This window comes from Faecalibacterium sp. OM04-11BH, assembly GCF_003482185.1.
In the GTDB taxonomy this organism is placed as follows: Bacteria; Bacillota; Clostridia; order Oscillospirales; family Ruminococcaceae; genus Faecalibacterium; species Faecalibacterium tardum.
This window is the reverse complement of sequence record NZ_QULS01000006.1, coordinates 1-16,367: the sequence shown is the minus strand read 5'-3', so window position 1 is coordinate 16,367 and position 16,367 is coordinate 1. Positions and strand designations below refer to the sequence as shown.

Below are 16,367 nucleotides of genomic sequence, written 5' to 3'. Positions count from 1 at the left end.
TCGATTAAAACGGAAAAATTTTCGTTGCAGTTTCGTTATGGTTTTCGGTGTCAGAGGCTGTATGTATATATTACTTTTAAAATGGGTTTCAGGTCTTTCGTTCCGCGTTTCGCCGGTATGCGCAGCGCAGAAAGCCACCGAAAACCGCCGGGGCTGCGCAGATTATTTTTAAATTTCCGTTGAGATTTTTGCAAAAAGCTCTTGCATTTTTGGGTGGGATAGGGTATGCTTAGCGTGATGAGATTGCTTCTTTCGCAGCGCCTTAATCGTTTTCGCAATCGACACACTGCCCACCTGACAAGGCGCAGTTTTAAGGAGGAAGCATTATGAAGTTCGGATATTTTGATGACCAGAATAAAGAATATGTCATCACCACCCCGCAGACACCCCTGCCCTGGATCAACTACCTTGGCAGCGAGGACTTCTTCAGTCTGGTTTCCAACACGGCGGGCGGTTACAGCTTTTACCGGGACGCCCGGATGCGCCGCCTGACCCGCTACCGCTACAACAACTCCCCGCTGGACATGGACGGCCACCGGATCTATATCAAGGACGGCGACACCGTTTGGAACCCGGGCTGGCAGCCCACCAAGACCCCGCTGGACAGTTACAGCTGCCGCCATGGTCTGGGCTACACCATTCTGGAGGGCAAAAAGGACGGTGTGACCGCCCGGCAGGAGCTGTTCGTCCCCAAGGGGGATGCCTGTGAGCTGGACCGCGTGACCGTGTGCAACGGCGGCACCACTGTTAAGGAGCTGGACCTTTTCAGCTATGTGGAGTTCTGCCTGTGGGACGCTGTGGATGACAGCTCCAACTTCCAGCGCAACTACTCCACCGGCGAGGTGGAGGTAGAGGGCAGCGTCATCTACCACAAGACCGAGTACCGCGAGCGCCGCAACCACTACGCTGTGTTCTGGGCAAACTGCCCGGTGGACAGCTTTGATACCACCCGGGATGCCTTTTGCGGCGTATACGGCGGCCCGGCAGATCCGCAGGCCGTCCGCGCCGGACACTGCTCCGGCAGCATTGCCCACGGCTGGGCACCGGTGGGCGCACTGCACATCCACCTGACCCTCGCCCCCGGCGAGAGCCGCAGCATCCTGTTTGGTCTGGGTTATATCGAGAACCCGCAGCAGGAAAAGTTCATTGCGCCGGGCGTCATCAACAAGACCCGCGCCCATGCCATGATGGAGCGCTACGCCACCGATGCACAGATCGATGCCGCCCGCGCCGCCTTGCGCACGCACTGGGAAGAGCTGCTGTCCACCTACCATCTGGAATCCGGTGAGGAAAAGCTGAACCGCATGGTCAACATCTGGCATCAGTACCAGTGCATGGTTACCTTTAACATGAGCCGCTCCGCCAGCTACTACGAAAGCGGTACCGGACGCGGCATGGGCTTCCGGGACAGCTGTCAGGACCTGCTGGGCTTTGTGCATATCATCCCCTCCCGTGCCCGGGAGCGCATTCTGGATATCGCCGCCACCCAGTTTGAGGACGGCAGCGCCTACCACCAGTACCAGCCCCTGACCAAAAAAGGCAACCGGGATATCGGCACCGGCTTCAACGATGACCCGCTGTGGCTCATTGCCGGTACTGCTGCCTACCTGCGGGAGACCGGCGATTGGTCCATTCTGGAAGAACAGGTACCCTTTGATAACGACGCCACCAAGGCGCAGCCGCTGATGGAGCACCTGCGCCGCAGCTTCAACTTTACCTGCACCCATCTGGGTCCCCACGGCCTGCCGCTGATCGGCCGCGCCGACTGGAACGACTGCCTGAACCTGAACTGCTTCTCCGAGCACCCGGGCGAGAGCTTCCAGATCACCGGCCCCAGCGAAGGTCCCGTAGCCGAAAGCGTTTTCATTGCCGGTATGTTCGTCAAGTACGGCCACGAATACGCCCAACTGTGCGACCATTTGAATCTGACCGAGGAGGCCGCTGCCGCCCGCAAGCACATTGATGCCGTGGAGCAGGCTACTCTGACCGCCGGTTGGGATGGCGCATGGTTCCGCCGTGCCTACGATGCTTTCGGCAAGCCCGTCGGCAGCAAGGAGTGCACCGAGGGTCAGATCTTTATTGAGCCGCAGGGCATGTGCGTCATGGCTGGCATCGGCAAGGAGAGCGGACAGGCCGCACAGGCACTTGCCAGTGTGGAAGAGCGTCTGGACACCAAATACGGTGTGGTGCTGCTGCAGCCCGCCTACACCAGCTACCAGCTGAATTTGGGCGAGATCTCCAGCTATCCTCCGGGATACAAGGAGAACGCCGGTATCTTCTGCCACAACAACCCGTGGATCAGCTGCGCCGAAGCAACGCTCGGCCACGGCGACCGTGCCTTTGCGGTGTACCGCAAGACCTGCCCCGCCTACATTGAGGACATTTCCGAGATCCACCGCACCGAGCCCTATGTTTACAGTCAGATGGTGGCCGGTAAGGACGCCCCCACCTTCGGCGAAGCCAAAAACAGCTGGCTGACCGGTACAGCGGCATGGACTTTCTTCAACATCAGCCAGTACATTCTGGGCATCCAGCCCACCTTGGACGGCCTGCGGGTAGACCCCTGCATCCCCCACACCCTGTCCGGCTTTACTGTGACCCGCCGCTTCCGCGGTGCTGTGTACCACATTACGGTGGACAACACCGCCGGGGTGCAGCACGGCATCAAGGCCGTTACTGTGGACGGCAAGACCATCTCCGGCAATGTACTGCCGCTGGCTGCCGCCGGTACTGAGGTAACGGTGCAGGTGACCATGGGTTAACCCAACTTTCTCTGCTTTTTCATATTATTCTCCTTTCTGTGACCAAAGCCGCCGCGCAGACCTCTGCACGGCGGTTTTGGTTTATAATGAAAATATTTTAACAGCTTAACGATTGATAATGCGCTCCGCGTTGCTCTGCGCATCTTCAGCGGAAAGGTTATTTTAATATTTCGCGTTTGTCGCGCTCTGCGGAGCGCTCCAAACGCATTTTCACAAGTGGGGCTGCAATGGTTAATGGGCGGTCTGAATCACAAATGCAGTTGACCGCTACGACCCCTCCTGTGAAAAAAGCATTTCAGCCAAGCCCGCAGGCTTGGCTGAAATGCAAATTAAAATCATAATTCCGCTATCTATGCGCAGAGCAACGCGGAGCGCATTCAAAATCATTTCACCTGCCCGCGCATTCCAAATCGTCCTCTTTCCTCTTGCAATTTTGGGAAAAGAGGTGTAGAATACAGTCACAATCAAACACAGGGGAGCTCGTGCAGCGGGCTGAGAGGAAGTATAGCAAGCTTCGACCCTTTTACCTGATGCGGATAATGCCGCCGTAGGAAGTCATACCCTTTATGATTTTTTGCAGGAGGAGCCGTGCCGGGCCCCTCCTGTTTTTTTGTACCTCTGCGGAGGTTCCGCAGCCGGCTGAGGGGGAGCGCCCTGAGCCTTGGATGAATGCAGCGATGGGAAGCCGTGTTCCGGCGTGAGAGGAAACCAGTAAGTTTCGACCGCACCTTCCGTACCTGTTCCCGCCTTGTGGCGGGCACGGGCTGTTTTGTTGCGGGAGCGCCGGTATTCACCCTGCGCTGCCGCAGATGGTTGAAAAGGAGCCAATTTATCATGAAGAATCTCTCTGTCAAAAAGCTTGCCCTTGCCGGTATGTTCTGTGCCCTGTGCGTGGTGGGCAGCGTGTTCAGCTTTCCCATGTTCGGCAGCAAGTGCGCCCCGGTGCAGCACATGGTCAATGTTCTGTGCGCCGTTCTGCTGGGGCCGTGGTGGGGTGTAGGCGTGGCCTTTGTGGCTTCCCTGCTGCGCAATCTGCTGGGTCTGGGCAGCCTGATGGCTTTCCCGGGCAGTATGTTCGGTGCGCTGCTGTGCGGCCTTGCATACCACAAGACCAAAAACCTGATCGCCACCGTGGTGGGTGAGGTGTTCGGCACCAGCATTCTGGGCGGCCTGTGCGCATGGCCCGTAGCCATCTTCCTGATGGGCAAGAGTGCTGCGGATATCGCCTTCTACGCCTACATCGTGCCCTTCCTTATCTCCACCGCCGTGGGTGCGGTGATCGCCGGTGCTGTGGTGTTCAGCCTGCAGCGCTCCGGCGCTCTGCGCTCCATGCAGAACAGCCTTTCCTGAGCGGAGGTGCCGGGAATGCTCAAAACCGCCTTTGAGAACCTGCGCAGCCGCAGCCCTCTCATCCACAACATCACCAACTACGTCACCGTGAACGACTGCGCCAACATGGTGCTGGCCTGCGGTGCCTCCCCCATCATGGCCGATGATGCCGCCGAGGTAGAGGAGATCACCGCCATCTGCGGCGGACTGAATATCAACATCGGCACGCTGAACAGCCGCACCGTCACCAGTATGCTGCTGGCGGGCAAAAAGGCCAATCAGCTGGGGCATCCGGTGGTACTGGACCCGGTGGGTGCAGGTGCTTCCCGTCTGCGCACCGACACCGCCTTCCGCCTGCTGCGGGAGGTGCAGTTCACGGTGATCCGTGGCAACATCTCGGAGATCAAAACCCTTGCCTCCGGCGCGGGCACCACCAAGGGCGTGGATGCAGACGTAGCCGACAAGGTGACCGAGGAGAATCTGGACAGCGCTGTAGCCTTTGCCAAGGCTTTTGCCGCCCGCACCGGCGCGGTAATCGCCATTACCGGTGCTATTGACATCGTGGCCGATGCACAAAAAGCCTACTGCATCCGCAACGGCAACGCCATGATGAGCAGCATCACCGGCACGGGCTGTCAGCTTTCTGCCCTGACGGCGGCTTTTGTCACCGCCAACCCCGGCTACCCGCTGGAAGCTGCCGCTGCGGCGGTGTGCGCCATGGGTCTGGCGGGCGAGATCGCCCACCAGCGGCTCACCCCGCAGGACGGCAACGCCACCTACCGCAATTACATCATTGATGCCATTTACAACATGACCCCTGAACAGCTGGAGAAAGGCGCAAACTATGAAGTGCGATAAACACACCATGCTCCTGTACGCGGTGACCGACCGCGCATGGGTGGGCGAGCAGACGTTGTATCAGCAGGTGGAAAGCGCCCTGAAGGGCGGTGCTACCTGTGTGCAGCTGCGGGAAAAGCAGCTGGGCGACGCAGATTTTTTACAGGAAGCCATTCAGATCCACGCCCTGTGCCAGCAGTACGGTGTGCCGCTGTTCATCAACGATAACGTGGAAGTGGCACTGCAGTGCCACGCCGAGGGCATCCATGTGGGACAGGACGATATGGCCGCCGCACAGGTGCGTCAGCGCGTGGGCGAGGGCGTGATGATCGGCGTTTCTGCCCACACGGTACAGGAAGCGCTGGACGCTGTGGCGCACGGCGCGGACTACCTTGGCGTTGGCGCGGTGTTCGCCACCCACACCAAGACGGACGTAAGCGAGATGCCCCGGCAGACCCTGCTGGACATCTGCAACGCCGTGGATGTGCCGGTGGTGGCCATTGGCGGCATCCACAAGGAGAACATCCTGCAGCTCAAGGGCACCGGCGTGGACGGCGTGGCGCTGGTAAGTGCTATCTTTGCCGCAAAGGACATCGAGGCCGAGTGCCGCGAACTGCGCGCCCTTTCGGAGCAGATCATAAAGTAAGCTATCATCCCGCGGCAAACCGGGGGCACCACCTTGGGCCGCGTTACAAAATTCATGGAGAAAACCAACATGAAAAGCGTATTTTGCGCAGGTGCCGGCATCCAGAGCATACTGTTTTTTCTGAATGACGGCTACCTGTCTGCCACCCTTGCCTGCGGGTCGGGAGTTCCTCCGAGGACCGTCCGCTGGGGTGGGACCCTGCTGCCGCAGGCAGTAGGGCGGGCGATGGAATGACCTGCAACAGCAACGACCGCCGCCAGTGGCGGAAACAGGAAGTTGCTGTTGGGGCAGCGGCCAGCAGGATGCGAGTGCTGCTCAATGCACGAAGCATCCGCTGGGTGCCGCAACCCGTACTCGTGTCCGAGGAGAAAGCTCCCGGCACGCGGGCTGCCCCACATCACTGTATGACCAGCACCCTGCTGTTCAGAGATAAACTGTTATTTGGAGGAACACAGCGTATGCAGACTTATACCACCCAGATGGATGCCGCCCGCAAGGGCATCATCACCCCGGAGATGGAGATCGTAGCCAAAAAGGAATACCGCACCACCGAGGAGATCCGCCAGTGGGTCGCCGAAGGCAAGGTAGCCATCCCCGCCAACAAGCACCACAAGTGCCTGAACCCCGAGGGCGTGGGCTCTATGCTGCGCACCAAGATCAACGTGAACCTTGGCGTCTCCCGCGACTGCAAGGACTACAACATTGAGATGCAGAAGGTGATGAGCGCCGTGAACATGGGCGCAGAAGCCATTATGGATCTGTCCAGCCACGGCAACACCCAGCCCTTCCGCCAGAAGCTGACCCACGAGTGCCCGGTGATGATCGGCACTGTGCCGGTATATGATTCGGTCATCCACTACCAGCGGGATCTGGCAGAACTGACCGCACAGGACTTCATCGATGTGGTACGCCTGCACGCAGAGGACGGCGTGGACTTTGTCACCCTGCACTGCGGCATCACCCGCAAGACCATCGAGCAGATCCGCAAGCACAAGCGCAAGATGAACATCGTCAGCCGCGGCGGCTCTCTGGTGTTTGCGTGGATGAGCATGACCGGCAACGAGAACCCCTTCTACGAGCACTTTGACGAGATCTGCGAGATCTGCGCCGAGCATGACGTGACCATCTCTCTAGGCGACGCCTGCCGTCCCGGCTGTCTGGCTGACGCCACCGACGTGTGCCAGATCGAGGAACTGGTGCGTCTGGGCGAGCTGACCAAGCGCGCATGGGCGCACAACGTACAGGTGATGGTAGAAGGCCCCGGCCATGTGCCCCTGAATCAGGTCGCCGCCAACATGGAGGTGCAGAAGAGCATCTGCATGGGCGCACCCTTCTATGTGCTGGGACCTCTGGTCACCGATATCGCCCCCGGCTACGACCACATTACCGCTGCCATCGGCGGCGCAGTGGCAGCCGCCAGCGGTGCGGCCTTCCTGTGCTATGTGACCCCCGCCGAGCATCTGGCACTGCCCAATGTGGAGGACGTAAAGCAGGGCATCGTGGCCTCCAAGATCGCCGCCCACGCCGCCGACATTGCCAAGGGCATCCCCCACGCCCGGGACATCGATGACAAGATGGGCGATGCCCGCCGCGTACTGGACTGGGATGCACAGTTTGCCTGCGCACTGGACCCCGAGACCGCCAAGGCCATCCGCGACGCCCGCCTGCCCGAGGACGACCACAGCGACACCTGCAGCATGTGCGGCAAGTTCTGCGCCGTGCGCAGCATGAACAAGGCACTGGCCGGTGAATACATCGATATCCTGTAAGCTATTCCCGCGCTGAAAGGCGCTTCTTCCTCCGGGACTGCTGCACAAGCGTGCGGCAGTCCCTTTTTATGGAACAGTCCCAAAATGCGCGTTGCCAAGCACACGCAAAAGCAACGTCTTTTCACGCATTTTGTGCAAAAAGTCAAATACAGCACCCTGCAATGCAAAAGCACCCCCGCACTTCTTCTGTGCAGGGGTGCTTTGTTTCAATCAACTGTTCCTATCCAGCCAGTACAAAAGCAAGATATTCCGCAGGTTATCATACATGGTCGTAAACGGTGCAGACAAAATACATCTTCTCTCCGATGGTCACGACCTCAATACCGATGGCGCGGCAATCTTTGCAGACAAACGGGTTTCCGTTAAAACCTGTCGCATTCCGCACCAGCGCCTTCAGCTCTGCCTCGTTTGCAGGTACTTCGACATCAAGGCAATCTATGGTATTGGTACCGCCCAGACCAAAATGATCATCATGTGCCACCCAAGCCTCAGCAGCTTCGATCTTGGCATCATAAGCGTCGTACAGCTTCTCATCAAACGGCAGTTCTACATTACCGGCAGCACGGAAGGCATCCGTCCAGACCTTTTCTGCGGCAGACAGCTCGGCCACTTCCTCCAGCTGCTCCAGCTTAAGCTCGGCGCGGTAATCGTTAATGGCCTTCAGGATATCCTTCTTGGCCTTCTGCTCCGCATTGAGCGGTGCAGCACCACAGGCGGTCATCAGCACCAGCAAGGCACCGGCTAGCAAAAGGGCGGTCAGTCTTACAAGCTTTTTCATGAGGGTCATTCCTTTCTGTCATAAAGTGGAGTGTTACTCCTGATGCTTCTATGATAGCATACTCCGCCCGTATCAGCAATCTCTTCCCCGCCAAAAAAGCAGCGCTTTTCCATACATTTTGCACAAAAACATAGAAGAATAAGACCGAGTACAGTTTTGGGGCAGCATAACGCTGCGCCGTGTTCGATGTGGTCAATCCATACTATCAATATTTTAGATTTTACAATTCTTCTGTGCTGTACTATAATGAAGTAGCAACTTTATTACTCAAAAGTACAGGAGGCTGTTTTCTTGATAATTGATCTGATTGAAGCACTTTACCGCCTGCTGTGGGGCGATTTGTTCACCCTGCCGGTGGCAGGCGGCATTGGCATCTCCTTTATGGTGGTGCTGCTGTTTGCAGCCGGTATCGGCTTTACCCTGCGCACAAGGCTGCTGCCGGTGCGGCTGTTCCGGGATATGATCGGCGCAGTGTGCGAAAAAAAGCAGGCTGCGGGCGGGCTTTCCTCCTTTCAGACACTGGTCATCTCCACCGCTACCCGGGTGGGCATGGGCAACCTTGTGGGCGTGGTGGCCGCTGTTTCGGCGGGCGGTGCGGGCGCGGTGTTCTGGATGTGGGTCACTGCCCTGCTGGGTGCTTCCACCTCCTTTGTGGAGTCTACTCTGGCTCAGAAATGCCGCGTGCCGGACCCGCTGTACGGCGGCTGGCGGGGCGGTCCGGCCTACTACCTGCATGTGCTGGCCGAGCGCAAACGGGGCAAAAAGCTCAAGCGCTCGGTGTGTGCGGTGCTGTTTGCGGTGTCCGGCCTGATCTGCTGGTGCGGCATCAGCCAAGTCATCTCCAACTCGGTCAGTTCTGCCTTTGAAAACGCCTTTCACGTCCCACCGCTGGCTACCACCGTGGTGCTTACCCTGCTGGCAGCGCTGATCGTGCTGCGCAAGAACGCCACCGTGAAAAGCCTTGACTTCATCGTGCCGGTCATGGCGGTGTGCTACTTTGTCATCACGGTGGGCATCGTGGTACTGAATATCCGGCAGCTGCCCGCCGTGCTGGCACGCATCCTTGCCGAGGCCTTCGGCCTGCGTCAGGTGGCCGCAGGCGGCTTTGGCGCGGTGCTGATGAACGGTGTCAAGCGCGGGCTGTTCTCCAACGAAGCGGGCAGCGGCTCGGCCCCCTGCGCTGCTGCCGCTGCGGAGTGCGACGACCCGGTAAAGATGGGGCTTGTGCAGGCGCTGGGCGTATTGATCGACACGGTGGTCATCTGCAGCTGCACCGCCTTTCTGATGCTGCTGGTGCCGCAGGACATCACCGCCGGGCTGACCGGCATGGACCTTTTACAGACTGCCATGCAGTACCATCTGGGCAGCTTTGGCATCGTGTTCATTGCAGTGATCTTGGCGCTGTTCAGCTTTTCCACCTTTCTGGGGGTGCTGTACTACGCCCGGGGCAATGTGGCCTACCTGTGCGGCGACAACTGGTGGAGCCAGACTGCCTACAAGCTGCTGACGCTGGCCATGCTGCTGATCGGCGGCACACAGGCCTACACCGTGGTGTGGGATCTGGGCGATGTGGGCATCGGACTGATGACCATCTTCAATATGCTGGCGCTCGTTCCCCTTTCCGGCGAGGCGCTGACCGCCCTGAACGACTACGAAATGCGCAAAAAGCTGAAATAAGATCACAAAAACGGGCTGCTGCACAAGGTTCTGTGCAACAGCCCGTTTTGTGATCTGCTAAAACTTTCAGCTATGCTGCTTCAGGGCGCAGACGGCGATGCTCAAGGCGCTCCATGCGGCCTGATACATCAGCACCGTGGCGATGGAAAGCTGCCAGATGCTGCCCGCATAGGTCAGCAGCACTGCAATGAACACCGAGAAGCACACCGACACCAGCTGCACCGTCGTGGCACTGGTCTCGGCATTCTGTGCCTGATCTGCGGCCTGCAGGCCGCCGGTCAGGCTGGCAAAGCCCCGGTGGTGGTACAAGCAGCATTTAGGCTTTTCCGGGGCTGCATCAGCGGCTTCAATGGCCTGACACTGCTCACCGTCCAGCACAGTGACCATGCCCTCCGGCAGATGGTACGCCTCTGTGATGTGCCGCGCCGTCAGGCTGGGGTCCTTGCTAGTGACCAGCAGACGGATGTTCTCCCTTTGCAGAGAAGCAAGGCTGCGTGCCACATTGCGGCCGCCCACATAGCGCAGCACAAACATGGCGTGCAGGTTGCCGGACACTGCCAGATACAAAATTTGCAGTTCACCGTTTTTGGAATGGCTGTCCTCGTAGTCCTGCTCCGGCAGGGTCACGCCCTCCTGCTCCATGTAGCGGCGGGTGCCGATGAGGATGCGGTTATTGTCGCACCATGCCGAGAAGCCCATCCCGGTGTGCTGCTCCAGATCCTTGACCGGGAACAGGATATCGGTGCGGTCCTCAATGATCTGGCTGAACAGCCCGCGCAGAGTGTCGCAGCTTTCGTTCAGCACACTTGCCGCATACAGAATGGCGCGGTCGATGCGGCCGCCCTTGAAGATGCGGATATCCTCCAGCGTTACGCTGTCGGCGGTAAACAGGTCGTCGGCGTCCAGCTCAATGGTGTCGATGCCGCCCAGCTCCTCAATGGCTGCCCAGCCGGGCACCACAGCGCCCACAGCGGCAGCCGCTCTTTGCAGCCGCAGCGCCGCCAGCCCGGGCACCAGCACCGAAGAAAGGGGTGCACCCATGCACAGCACGGCAGCCACTGCAGCCACGGCGCAGTTCACACCGCCGCCGAACAGCAGGAAGGCGACGCCGCTGAGCACTGCCGCTGCCAGCAGAACGCAGGCCACCTTGCGGGCACGGCGCTCACTGGCGCGCTCGCTGAGGCTCTGCTCCACAAAATCATCGCTGGCGGTCTGCACCGGGCGGCTCAGCAGCACCCACGGGTCCTTCTGCTCCAGATCCCGGGCGAGGGCGCGGATCAGATCTTTATCGCGGGTGCGGTAAGCGCCCCGCACTTCGCCGCCCTCTGCTGCCAGCGTGTAGCCGCCCTGCACGGCAGCCAGCATTACCCGGCTGCCCACCAGCGCCAGAAACAGCCCCAGCGCTGCCATACCGGTCAGCAGGCCGATGCCCTCGGTGCTGCGGTAGGCATTGGCATTCAGCATGGCCACCACTGCCTGCAGCAGCGCTGCCACAGCAGCCAGCGCAGGCATGGTGTCTGCACTGGGACGGCCGCGCAAGCCGGTCAGGCCGTCCCGCAGCACCGGGTAGCCCACAAACAGACTGGCGGCAAACAGCAACAGATTGGCGGCATAGAACGCCGCCGGGGCAGCGTCCGGGTCCAGTACCGAAAGCGGCGGCAGCAGACGCTCTGCCGTCAGCCCAAGGTGCAGCAGCACCACAGCCAGAATGCCCGCCAGCACACAGCGCAAGGTCAGCTCTGCGGCCATGTGGTGCAGCTTATCAGTGGTGGATTCCGGCACAGTATCCTCGGCAGGGGCAGCGGTTTCTGCTGCGGGTGCGTCCTCCGGCTGTGCCGGGGTCACAGCTGCATCGGCTGCCGGTGCGGGCACTGTTTCATCAGCAGGAGCGCCGTCCTGCTCCAGCGGGAGCAGCGGCAGGCTCATAGTATCCTCTTTTTCCGGCTTGCGGGCGGCGGGCTTCTCGTCCTCTGCTGTGCCGAACATCTGGAAAATCGACTTTTTCTCAGGCTTTTTCGGCAGTGTCTCCGGGTCTGCCGGAACGCTGGCAAACACCGCCGACGGCAGCTCCTCGGCAGGCTTCTGTGCTGCCTTTGCCGGGGTTTTCTCCGGCTCTGCGGCAGGCTGTGCAGGCACAGGCAGCACCTTGGGCTGCGGCGCTGCCTGCACAGGTTTTGCGGGCTGCGGGGCAGGCTTTGCCTTGCCGCTCATGCCGTTGAGCATATCCTTCAGCTGCTGCATCTCCCGCTGTTCTAGTTCCTCCTGCGGCAGCAGCGTCTCCGGGGCGTTCTTCGCCTTGGGCTGCTTTTGGGGGGCCGCAACAGGCTGCGGCTCCGGCTGGGGTGCAGGCTTTTTCGGCTGTAGCTTCACGGCAGCAGCCGCCTTGGGTGCAGGCACAGGCTCTGCCGGGACGGCCTTGACAGGCTCCGGGCGGGCGGGCTGCAACAGCATGGCCGGAATGGGGTCCTCGGTGCGCAGCTCCAGCGCCATGTCCTCCTGCTCCGGCTGTACCGGCTTTGCATCTGCCCCCAGCAGGATCTCGCCGGTGGGGATCTCCAGCATCGGCTGTGCCGGGGCGGGCGACTCATCTTTGTCGTGGCCGAACAGCTTGCCCAGCAGCCCGGCCTTGGGCTTTTCCTCCACCGGAGCAGTCTCGTCCCGGCGGGTCATCTCCTCGGGCAGATCGATCACACTGGTGCTGAAGAAGTTGCGGAAACGCTCCTCTGCCGAGAGCTCCCCTGCCTGCTTGCCCTTGCGTTCATTTTTATTGTTCGGCATCCTTGTTCCTCCCACTGTTCTGGATGGAGTTTACCGCTTGTTTTATTCTTCTACGGCGCGCTGCGACTGGATCTCGTACAGGATAATACCAGCTGCCACCGAAACATTATAGCTGTCCACGCCGGTGCCGGGTGCAGCCATATCCAGCCGCACCACGCCGTCACACAGCTTCTTGACCAGCTGGGATACGCCGCTGCCCTCGCTGCCCAGTACCAGCGCGATGGGGCCGGTCAGGTTATTTTTGCGCAGGGACACACCGTCCATGTCGGCGCAATAGACGAACACGCCCTGCTCCTTCAGGCGGCGGATGGTCTCGCCGATGTTGGCCACCCGCGCCACCGGCAGACGCTCGGCAGCGCCTGCGCTGGACTTGATGACGGTGGGGGTGACGGATGCACCACCCCGCTTGGGGATGACGATGCCGTGGGCACCGCACAGCAATGCGCTGCGCATGACTGCGCCCAGATTGTGGGGATCCTCAATGCCGTCGCTCAGCACCAGAAAGGGCGGCTCGCCCTTGGCCTTGGCTGCTGCCAGCAGATCCTCCACGGTCGCGTACTCGATCTCGCTGGCAAAGGCCGCTACGCCCTGATGGCTCTCGGTGCCGGTCATCAGGCGCAGCTTGTTGGGGTGCACCCGCTTGACCGTTGCGCCGGCTTCCTTGGCCAGTGCTGTATAGTATGCCGCCACTGCCGGAGCCATCCCCTCGGCAATGAGCACGGTGTCCACACCGGAGCCGCTCTTCAGCAGCTCGGTCACCGGGTTTTTGCCGTAGATCAGGCTCTCGCTCTTCTGCTGCGGCTGCTCTGCATCGCGGCGCGGACGGCGCGGCTGGTTACGTTCTTCCATCTTTTTATGCTCCTTCCGTTCCGGGCGGGCAGTGCCGCGCCGGAGCGTTTTATTTTGTTTATGATAATCCAAGATAAAGTATACCATATCTCGCCCGGCTTCGCCACAAATTGCCGGGATTTTATTCCCCGACGCCTAAATTTTTTTCGACAGAAAGCGTCTTTCCGGCCGGACTGGGCATCTGTAAAAATGTTTTGTCCGCTGCCCGGTCGGCACGGCACACTTCTGCTGTTTTGCCAAGGCAAAAAGTTTTCCACAAAAAATGTCTATACATTCCGTAAATGCTCTGCAATTTTTCCACAAGTTGAAAACTCCGTGGAAAGTGTGCAAAAGTCCAGCCGCAGCGCCTGTTTTCCGGGTGGAATTAAACAGTTTCCACCGAGTTTTCAACAACAGCTTCCCCCATATCTTAGCAAAAGTCTTACAATTTGTAAAATTCAAGTCGGAATTATGACAATTTTTTGAACCGGAAATTGTCCGTTTTTGCAATTTCCTCCAACATCATTTTGACGAATGTTAAAATACGTTGAAAACCCACTTCATCCAAGCACAAGGCAGATGTTGCGGCGTATATGGATTTTTGTCTCTAAACATGATAAGTTTCTGATGCAGCCGCTGGAGCTGCTTTGTGCCGTGCCCGTTCCACAGCAGCTCTATGCAAGAAAAAGCGCCTGTTCGGATTGATTTTAGGCGCAGTTTGGGGTATACTAACCATGTGGGCTTGTTAAACCATGCACAATGCGGTGTGTGGCAGAGCCGGAACCCCGATAATTTTTGGAGGTAATGAATAATGTTGGTAAATGCAACCGAAATGCTGCTCAAGGCACGCGATGGCCACTACGGTGTGCCGCAGTTCAACATCAATAATCTGGAGTGGACCAAGGCAGTCCTGACCGCCTGCGAGGAAATGAAGAGCCCCGTCATTCTGGGTGTTTCCGAGGGTGCAGGTAAGTACATGACCGGCTTCAAGACCGTTGCCGCTATGGTCAGCGCCATGGTCGATTCCATGGGCATCACCGTTCCCGTTGCTCTGCATCTGGATCACGGCACCTACGAGGGCTGCAAGGCCTGCGTTGAGGCCGGCTTCTCTTCCATCATGTTCGATGGCAGCCACTACTCCATCGAGGAGAACGTGGAAAAGACCAAGGAGCTGGTTGCTCTGGCACACGCTCACGGCATGAGCATCGAGGCCGAGGTTGGCTCCATCGGCGGCGTTGAGGACGGCGTTGTAGGCGCTGGCGAGATCGCTGATCCCGAGGAGTGCGCAAAGATCACCGCTCTGGGCATCGACTTCCTGGCTGCCGGCATCGGCAACATCCATGGCGTCTACCCCGCAAACTGGAAGGGTCTGGATTTCGAGGCTCTGGACCGCATCCACAAGGCCACCAATAACATTCCTCTGGTTCTGCACGGCGGCACCGGCATCCCCGATGAGATGATCGCAAAGGCCATCAGCCTGGGCGTTTCCAAGATCAACATCAACACCGAGTGCCAGCTGGTGTTTGCTGAGGCCACCCGCAAGTACATCGAAGAGGGCAAAGATCAGCAGGGCAAGGGCTTCGACCCCCGCAAGCTGCTGGCTCCCGGCGCAAAGGCCATCGAGGCCAAGTGCAAGGAGAAGATCGAGCTGTTCGGCTGCGCAGGCAAGGGCTAAGCAGAAGCTTGTATCGTAACCGGTACACCACCCAATAAAGTATGCGGCCCCGCCGCACTGTTATGCACAGTGCAGCGGGGCCGCTTTTTATTTTATATGCGAGCACTCAGACGTGGGTCTTTTCCATATCGCCAGAAATGGATTGCATACAGTCCCGCACCCAGAAGGAGGCAAAAAATCGAATAGCTAAGGATCGGAAGCCGCAGCAGTACAATCTTACCCGCGATCTGGGTAAAGAACCAGCCCGTTCCATACAGAATCACGATATAAAGCACCAGCCATGCAGCATATTTCAGCCAATGCTCCCGCGGCGGAAAGCCCACCTGCTCCATCATCCGGCGGAACAGTATGCAAAACGCCGCCACTGCAACAGCAAGCTGCATCAGATACCCTACGGATAGTTCAAAAAACCAATTTCCAATTACCGGATAGAGCAGCAAGCCTTCCACGCCCCACCCAAAAAAGAAATACAGAGGTGCAACATACCAGAAGTAATCCCCGGCTCTCAGTGTTTTCAAGCTGGGCTTGACCTCTTCCACAAAGGTCTTTGCGTCCGAAATCGAATGAAACAGTTCCTGATTTTCCTTGCTGGCTTGGATTGCAATATCAAGCAAATCGCTGCGCACAAGTTCGATACCACAGAAGTCCCAGCTGACCCGGCGAAGATAACGAATCACTTCTTTAAGCTGTGCCCGACTTTTTTCAGTCAGCAGCTTAGTACGCATCCGGTTTGTTTTTCGCAATGCAAAATACTTATTCATCTGGCTCCTCCTTAAAAATTTTTTTCACCAGCTGGCAGAGCTGGCTCCAATCCTGCCGGAACTCAAGAAGCGCCTGCCGCCCTTCTTCCGTTACAATGTAGTATTTTCGGCTCGGCCCCTTGGGAGAAGGTCTGCGCTCTACCGTAACCTTTCCCTGCTGCTCCAAGCGCAATAGCAGCGGATAGAGCGTGCTTTCACTCAAGTCAGAAAATCCGACCTGTTTCAGATGCATCACGATCTCATAGCCATAGGTCGGCTCTTGCGCAATCAATTTCAGTACACAGTATTCCAGAACACCTTTTAAAAGCTGTGCGTTGTTTTCCATAAGTCCTCCTTTCTGCTATTATGTAATGCGTAGTAGCTTATCTACATTGTATTACATAGTAGTATTTCTGTCAAGTCCTAGCCTATTGGCATTACAACCAAAAATCATGCCATATTTTTATGCAACAAAAAAGCCCCGAGACTTTCATCTCAGAGCTCTTCGTTAAGTCGGCGACTACCTATTTTCACAAGCCGTTTCCAGC

The 16,367-nt window shown here is 58.4% G+C and carries 14 protein-coding genes and 1 riboswitch; of the genes, 8 read left to right on the top strand and 6 right to left on the bottom strand.

Annotated features, from left to right (window positions below; genetic code table 11):
* Positions 1-326 precede the first annotated feature (326 nt).
* The 6 genes from DXB44_RS06930 to thiC all read left to right on the top strand — a co-directional run bounded on the left by DXB44_RS06930 (position 327) and on the right by thiC (position 7,343).
* Entirely contained in the window at positions 327-2,762 is a 2,436-nt protein-coding gene (locus tag DXB44_RS06930) for a glycosyl transferase (RefSeq protein WP_118658188.1), read from the top strand.
* Positions 2,763-3,224: 462 nt separating this feature from the next.
* Positions 3,225-3,333, top strand: a riboswitch (TPP riboswitch).
* A 263-nt stretch (positions 3,334-3,596) separates the two neighbouring features.
* Complete coding sequence (gene thiW / locus DXB44_RS06925; RefSeq protein WP_015536868.1) at positions 3,597-4,112, top strand: energy coupling factor transporter S component ThiW; 516 nt, start codon at positions 3,597-3,599, stop codon at positions 4,110-4,112.
* Positions 4,113-4,127: 15 nt separating this feature from the next.
* Complete coding sequence (thiM, locus tag DXB44_RS06920; RefSeq protein WP_118658187.1) at positions 4,128-4,949, top strand: hydroxyethylthiazole kinase; 822 nt, start codon at positions 4,128-4,130, stop codon at positions 4,947-4,949.
* Positions 4,936-5,574, top strand: a complete 639-nt coding sequence (gene thiE / locus DXB44_RS06915) for a thiamine phosphate synthase (RefSeq protein WP_097778854.1) — start codon at positions 4,936-4,938, stop codon at positions 5,572-5,574. Before thiM ends, thiE begins: the two co-directional genes overlap by 14 nt.
* A 69-nt stretch (positions 5,575-5,643) precedes the next feature.
* Entirely contained in the window at positions 5,644-5,808 is a 165-nt protein-coding gene (locus DXB44_RS14635; RefSeq protein WP_199680582.1) for a hypothetical protein, read from the top strand.
* Between the two features lie 224 nt (positions 5,809-6,032).
* Entirely contained in the window at positions 6,033-7,343 is a 1,311-nt protein-coding gene (gene thiC, locus DXB44_RS06905; protein WP_044959529.1) for a phosphomethylpyrimidine synthase ThiC, read from the top strand.
* 259 nt (positions 7,344-7,602) lie between these two features.
* Here thiC and DXB44_RS06900 read toward each other — a convergent pair whose 3' ends face one another.
* The gene (locus DXB44_RS06900) at positions 7,603-8,121 is read right to left on the bottom strand and encodes a hypothetical protein (protein WP_118658185.1); all 519 of its coding nucleotides are present in this window, start codon (positions 8,119-8,121) and stop codon (positions 7,603-7,605) included.
* A gap of 291 nt (positions 8,122-8,412) precedes the next feature.
* Here DXB44_RS06900 and DXB44_RS06895 point away from each other — a divergent pair, with 291 nt between their 5' ends.
* The gene (locus tag DXB44_RS06895) at positions 8,413-9,798 is read left to right on the top strand and encodes an alanine/glycine:cation symporter family protein (protein WP_118658184.1); all 1,386 of its coding nucleotides are present in this window, start codon (positions 8,413-8,415) and stop codon (positions 9,796-9,798) included.
* Positions 9,799-9,864: 66 nt separating this feature from the next.
* Here DXB44_RS06895 and DXB44_RS06890 read toward each other — a convergent pair whose 3' ends face one another.
* The 3 genes from DXB44_RS06890 to DXB44_RS14405 form a co-directional block, all read right to left on the bottom strand.
* The gene (locus DXB44_RS06890; RefSeq protein WP_118658183.1) at positions 9,865-12,576 is read right to left on the bottom strand and encodes a cell envelope biogenesis protein OmpA; all 2,712 of its coding nucleotides are present in this window, start codon (positions 12,574-12,576) and stop codon (positions 9,865-9,867) included.
* 42 nt (positions 12,577-12,618) lie between these two features.
* Positions 12,619-13,425, bottom strand: coding sequence for a 23S rRNA (guanosine(2251)-2'-O)-methyltransferase RlmB (rlmB, locus tag DXB44_RS06885; RefSeq protein ID WP_154265637.1), 807 nt, complete (start codon positions 13,423-13,425; stop codon positions 12,619-12,621).
* 121 nt (positions 13,426-13,546) lie between these two features.
* Complete coding sequence (locus DXB44_RS14405; protein WP_147366402.1) at positions 13,547-13,726, bottom strand: hypothetical protein; 180 nt, start codon at positions 13,724-13,726, stop codon at positions 13,547-13,549.
* A gap of 489 nt (positions 13,727-14,215) precedes the next feature.
* On the opposite strand from DXB44_RS14405, the gene fba reads away from it, so the two are divergent.
* Positions 14,216-15,079, top strand: a complete 864-nt coding sequence (gene fba, locus DXB44_RS06880; protein ID WP_005920439.1) for a class II fructose-1,6-bisphosphate aldolase — start codon at positions 14,216-14,218, stop codon at positions 15,077-15,079.
* Positions 15,080-15,171: 92 nt separating this feature from the next.
* Here fba and DXB44_RS06875 read toward each other — a convergent pair whose 3' ends face one another.
* Positions 15,172-15,840, bottom strand: a complete 669-nt coding sequence (locus DXB44_RS06875) for a hypothetical protein (protein WP_118658182.1) — start codon at positions 15,838-15,840, stop codon at positions 15,172-15,174.
* Positions 15,833-16,165 (bottom strand): PadR family transcriptional regulator, encoded by a 333-nt coding sequence (locus DXB44_RS06870; RefSeq protein ID WP_005925528.1) that lies wholly within the window; start codon positions 16,163-16,165, stop codon positions 15,833-15,835. The genes DXB44_RS06875 and DXB44_RS06870 overlap by 8 nt, the downstream gene beginning before the upstream one ends.
* Positions 16,166-16,367 lie beyond the last annotated feature (202 nt).

Coding starts and splice junctions, on each gene's coding strand:
- DXB44_RS06870 (WP_005925528.1), bottom strand. CDS start 16,165: ATGGAAAACAACGCACAGCTTTTAAAAGGTGTTCTGGAATACTGTGTA.
- DXB44_RS06930 (WP_118658188.1), top strand. CDS start 327: ATGAAGTTCGGATATTTTGATGACCAGAATAAAGAATATGTCATCACC.
- DXB44_RS14635 (WP_199680582.1), top strand. CDS start 5,644: ATGAAAAGCGTATTTTGCGCAGGTGCCGGCATCCAGAGCATACTGTTT.
- rlmB (WP_154265637.1), bottom strand. CDS start 13,425: ATGGAAGAACGTAACCAGCCGCGCCGTCCGCGCCGCGATGCAGAGCAG.
- thiC (WP_044959529.1), top strand. CDS start 6,033: ATGCAGACTTATACCACCCAGATGGATGCCGCCCGCAAGGGCATCATC.
- thiE (WP_097778854.1), top strand. CDS start 4,936: ATGAAGTGCGATAAACACACCATGCTCCTGTACGCGGTGACCGACCGC.
- fba (WP_005920439.1), top strand. CDS start 14,216: ATGTTGGTAAATGCAACCGAAATGCTGCTCAAGGCACGCGATGGCCAC.
- DXB44_RS06875 (WP_118658182.1), bottom strand. CDS start 15,840: ATGAATAAGTATTTTGCATTGCGAAAAACAAACCGGATGCGTACTAAG.
- DXB44_RS06890 (WP_118658183.1), bottom strand. CDS start 12,576: ATGCCGAACAATAAAAATGAACGCAAGGGCAAGCAGGCAGGGGAGCTC.
- DXB44_RS06900 (WP_118658185.1), bottom strand. CDS start 8,121: ATGAAAAAGCTTGTAAGACTGACCGCCCTTTTGCTAGCCGGTGCCTTG.
- thiW (WP_015536868.1), top strand. CDS start 3,597: ATGAAGAATCTCTCTGTCAAAAAGCTTGCCCTTGCCGGTATGTTCTGT.
- thiM (WP_118658187.1), top strand. CDS start 4,128: ATGCTCAAAACCGCCTTTGAGAACCTGCGCAGCCGCAGCCCTCTCATC.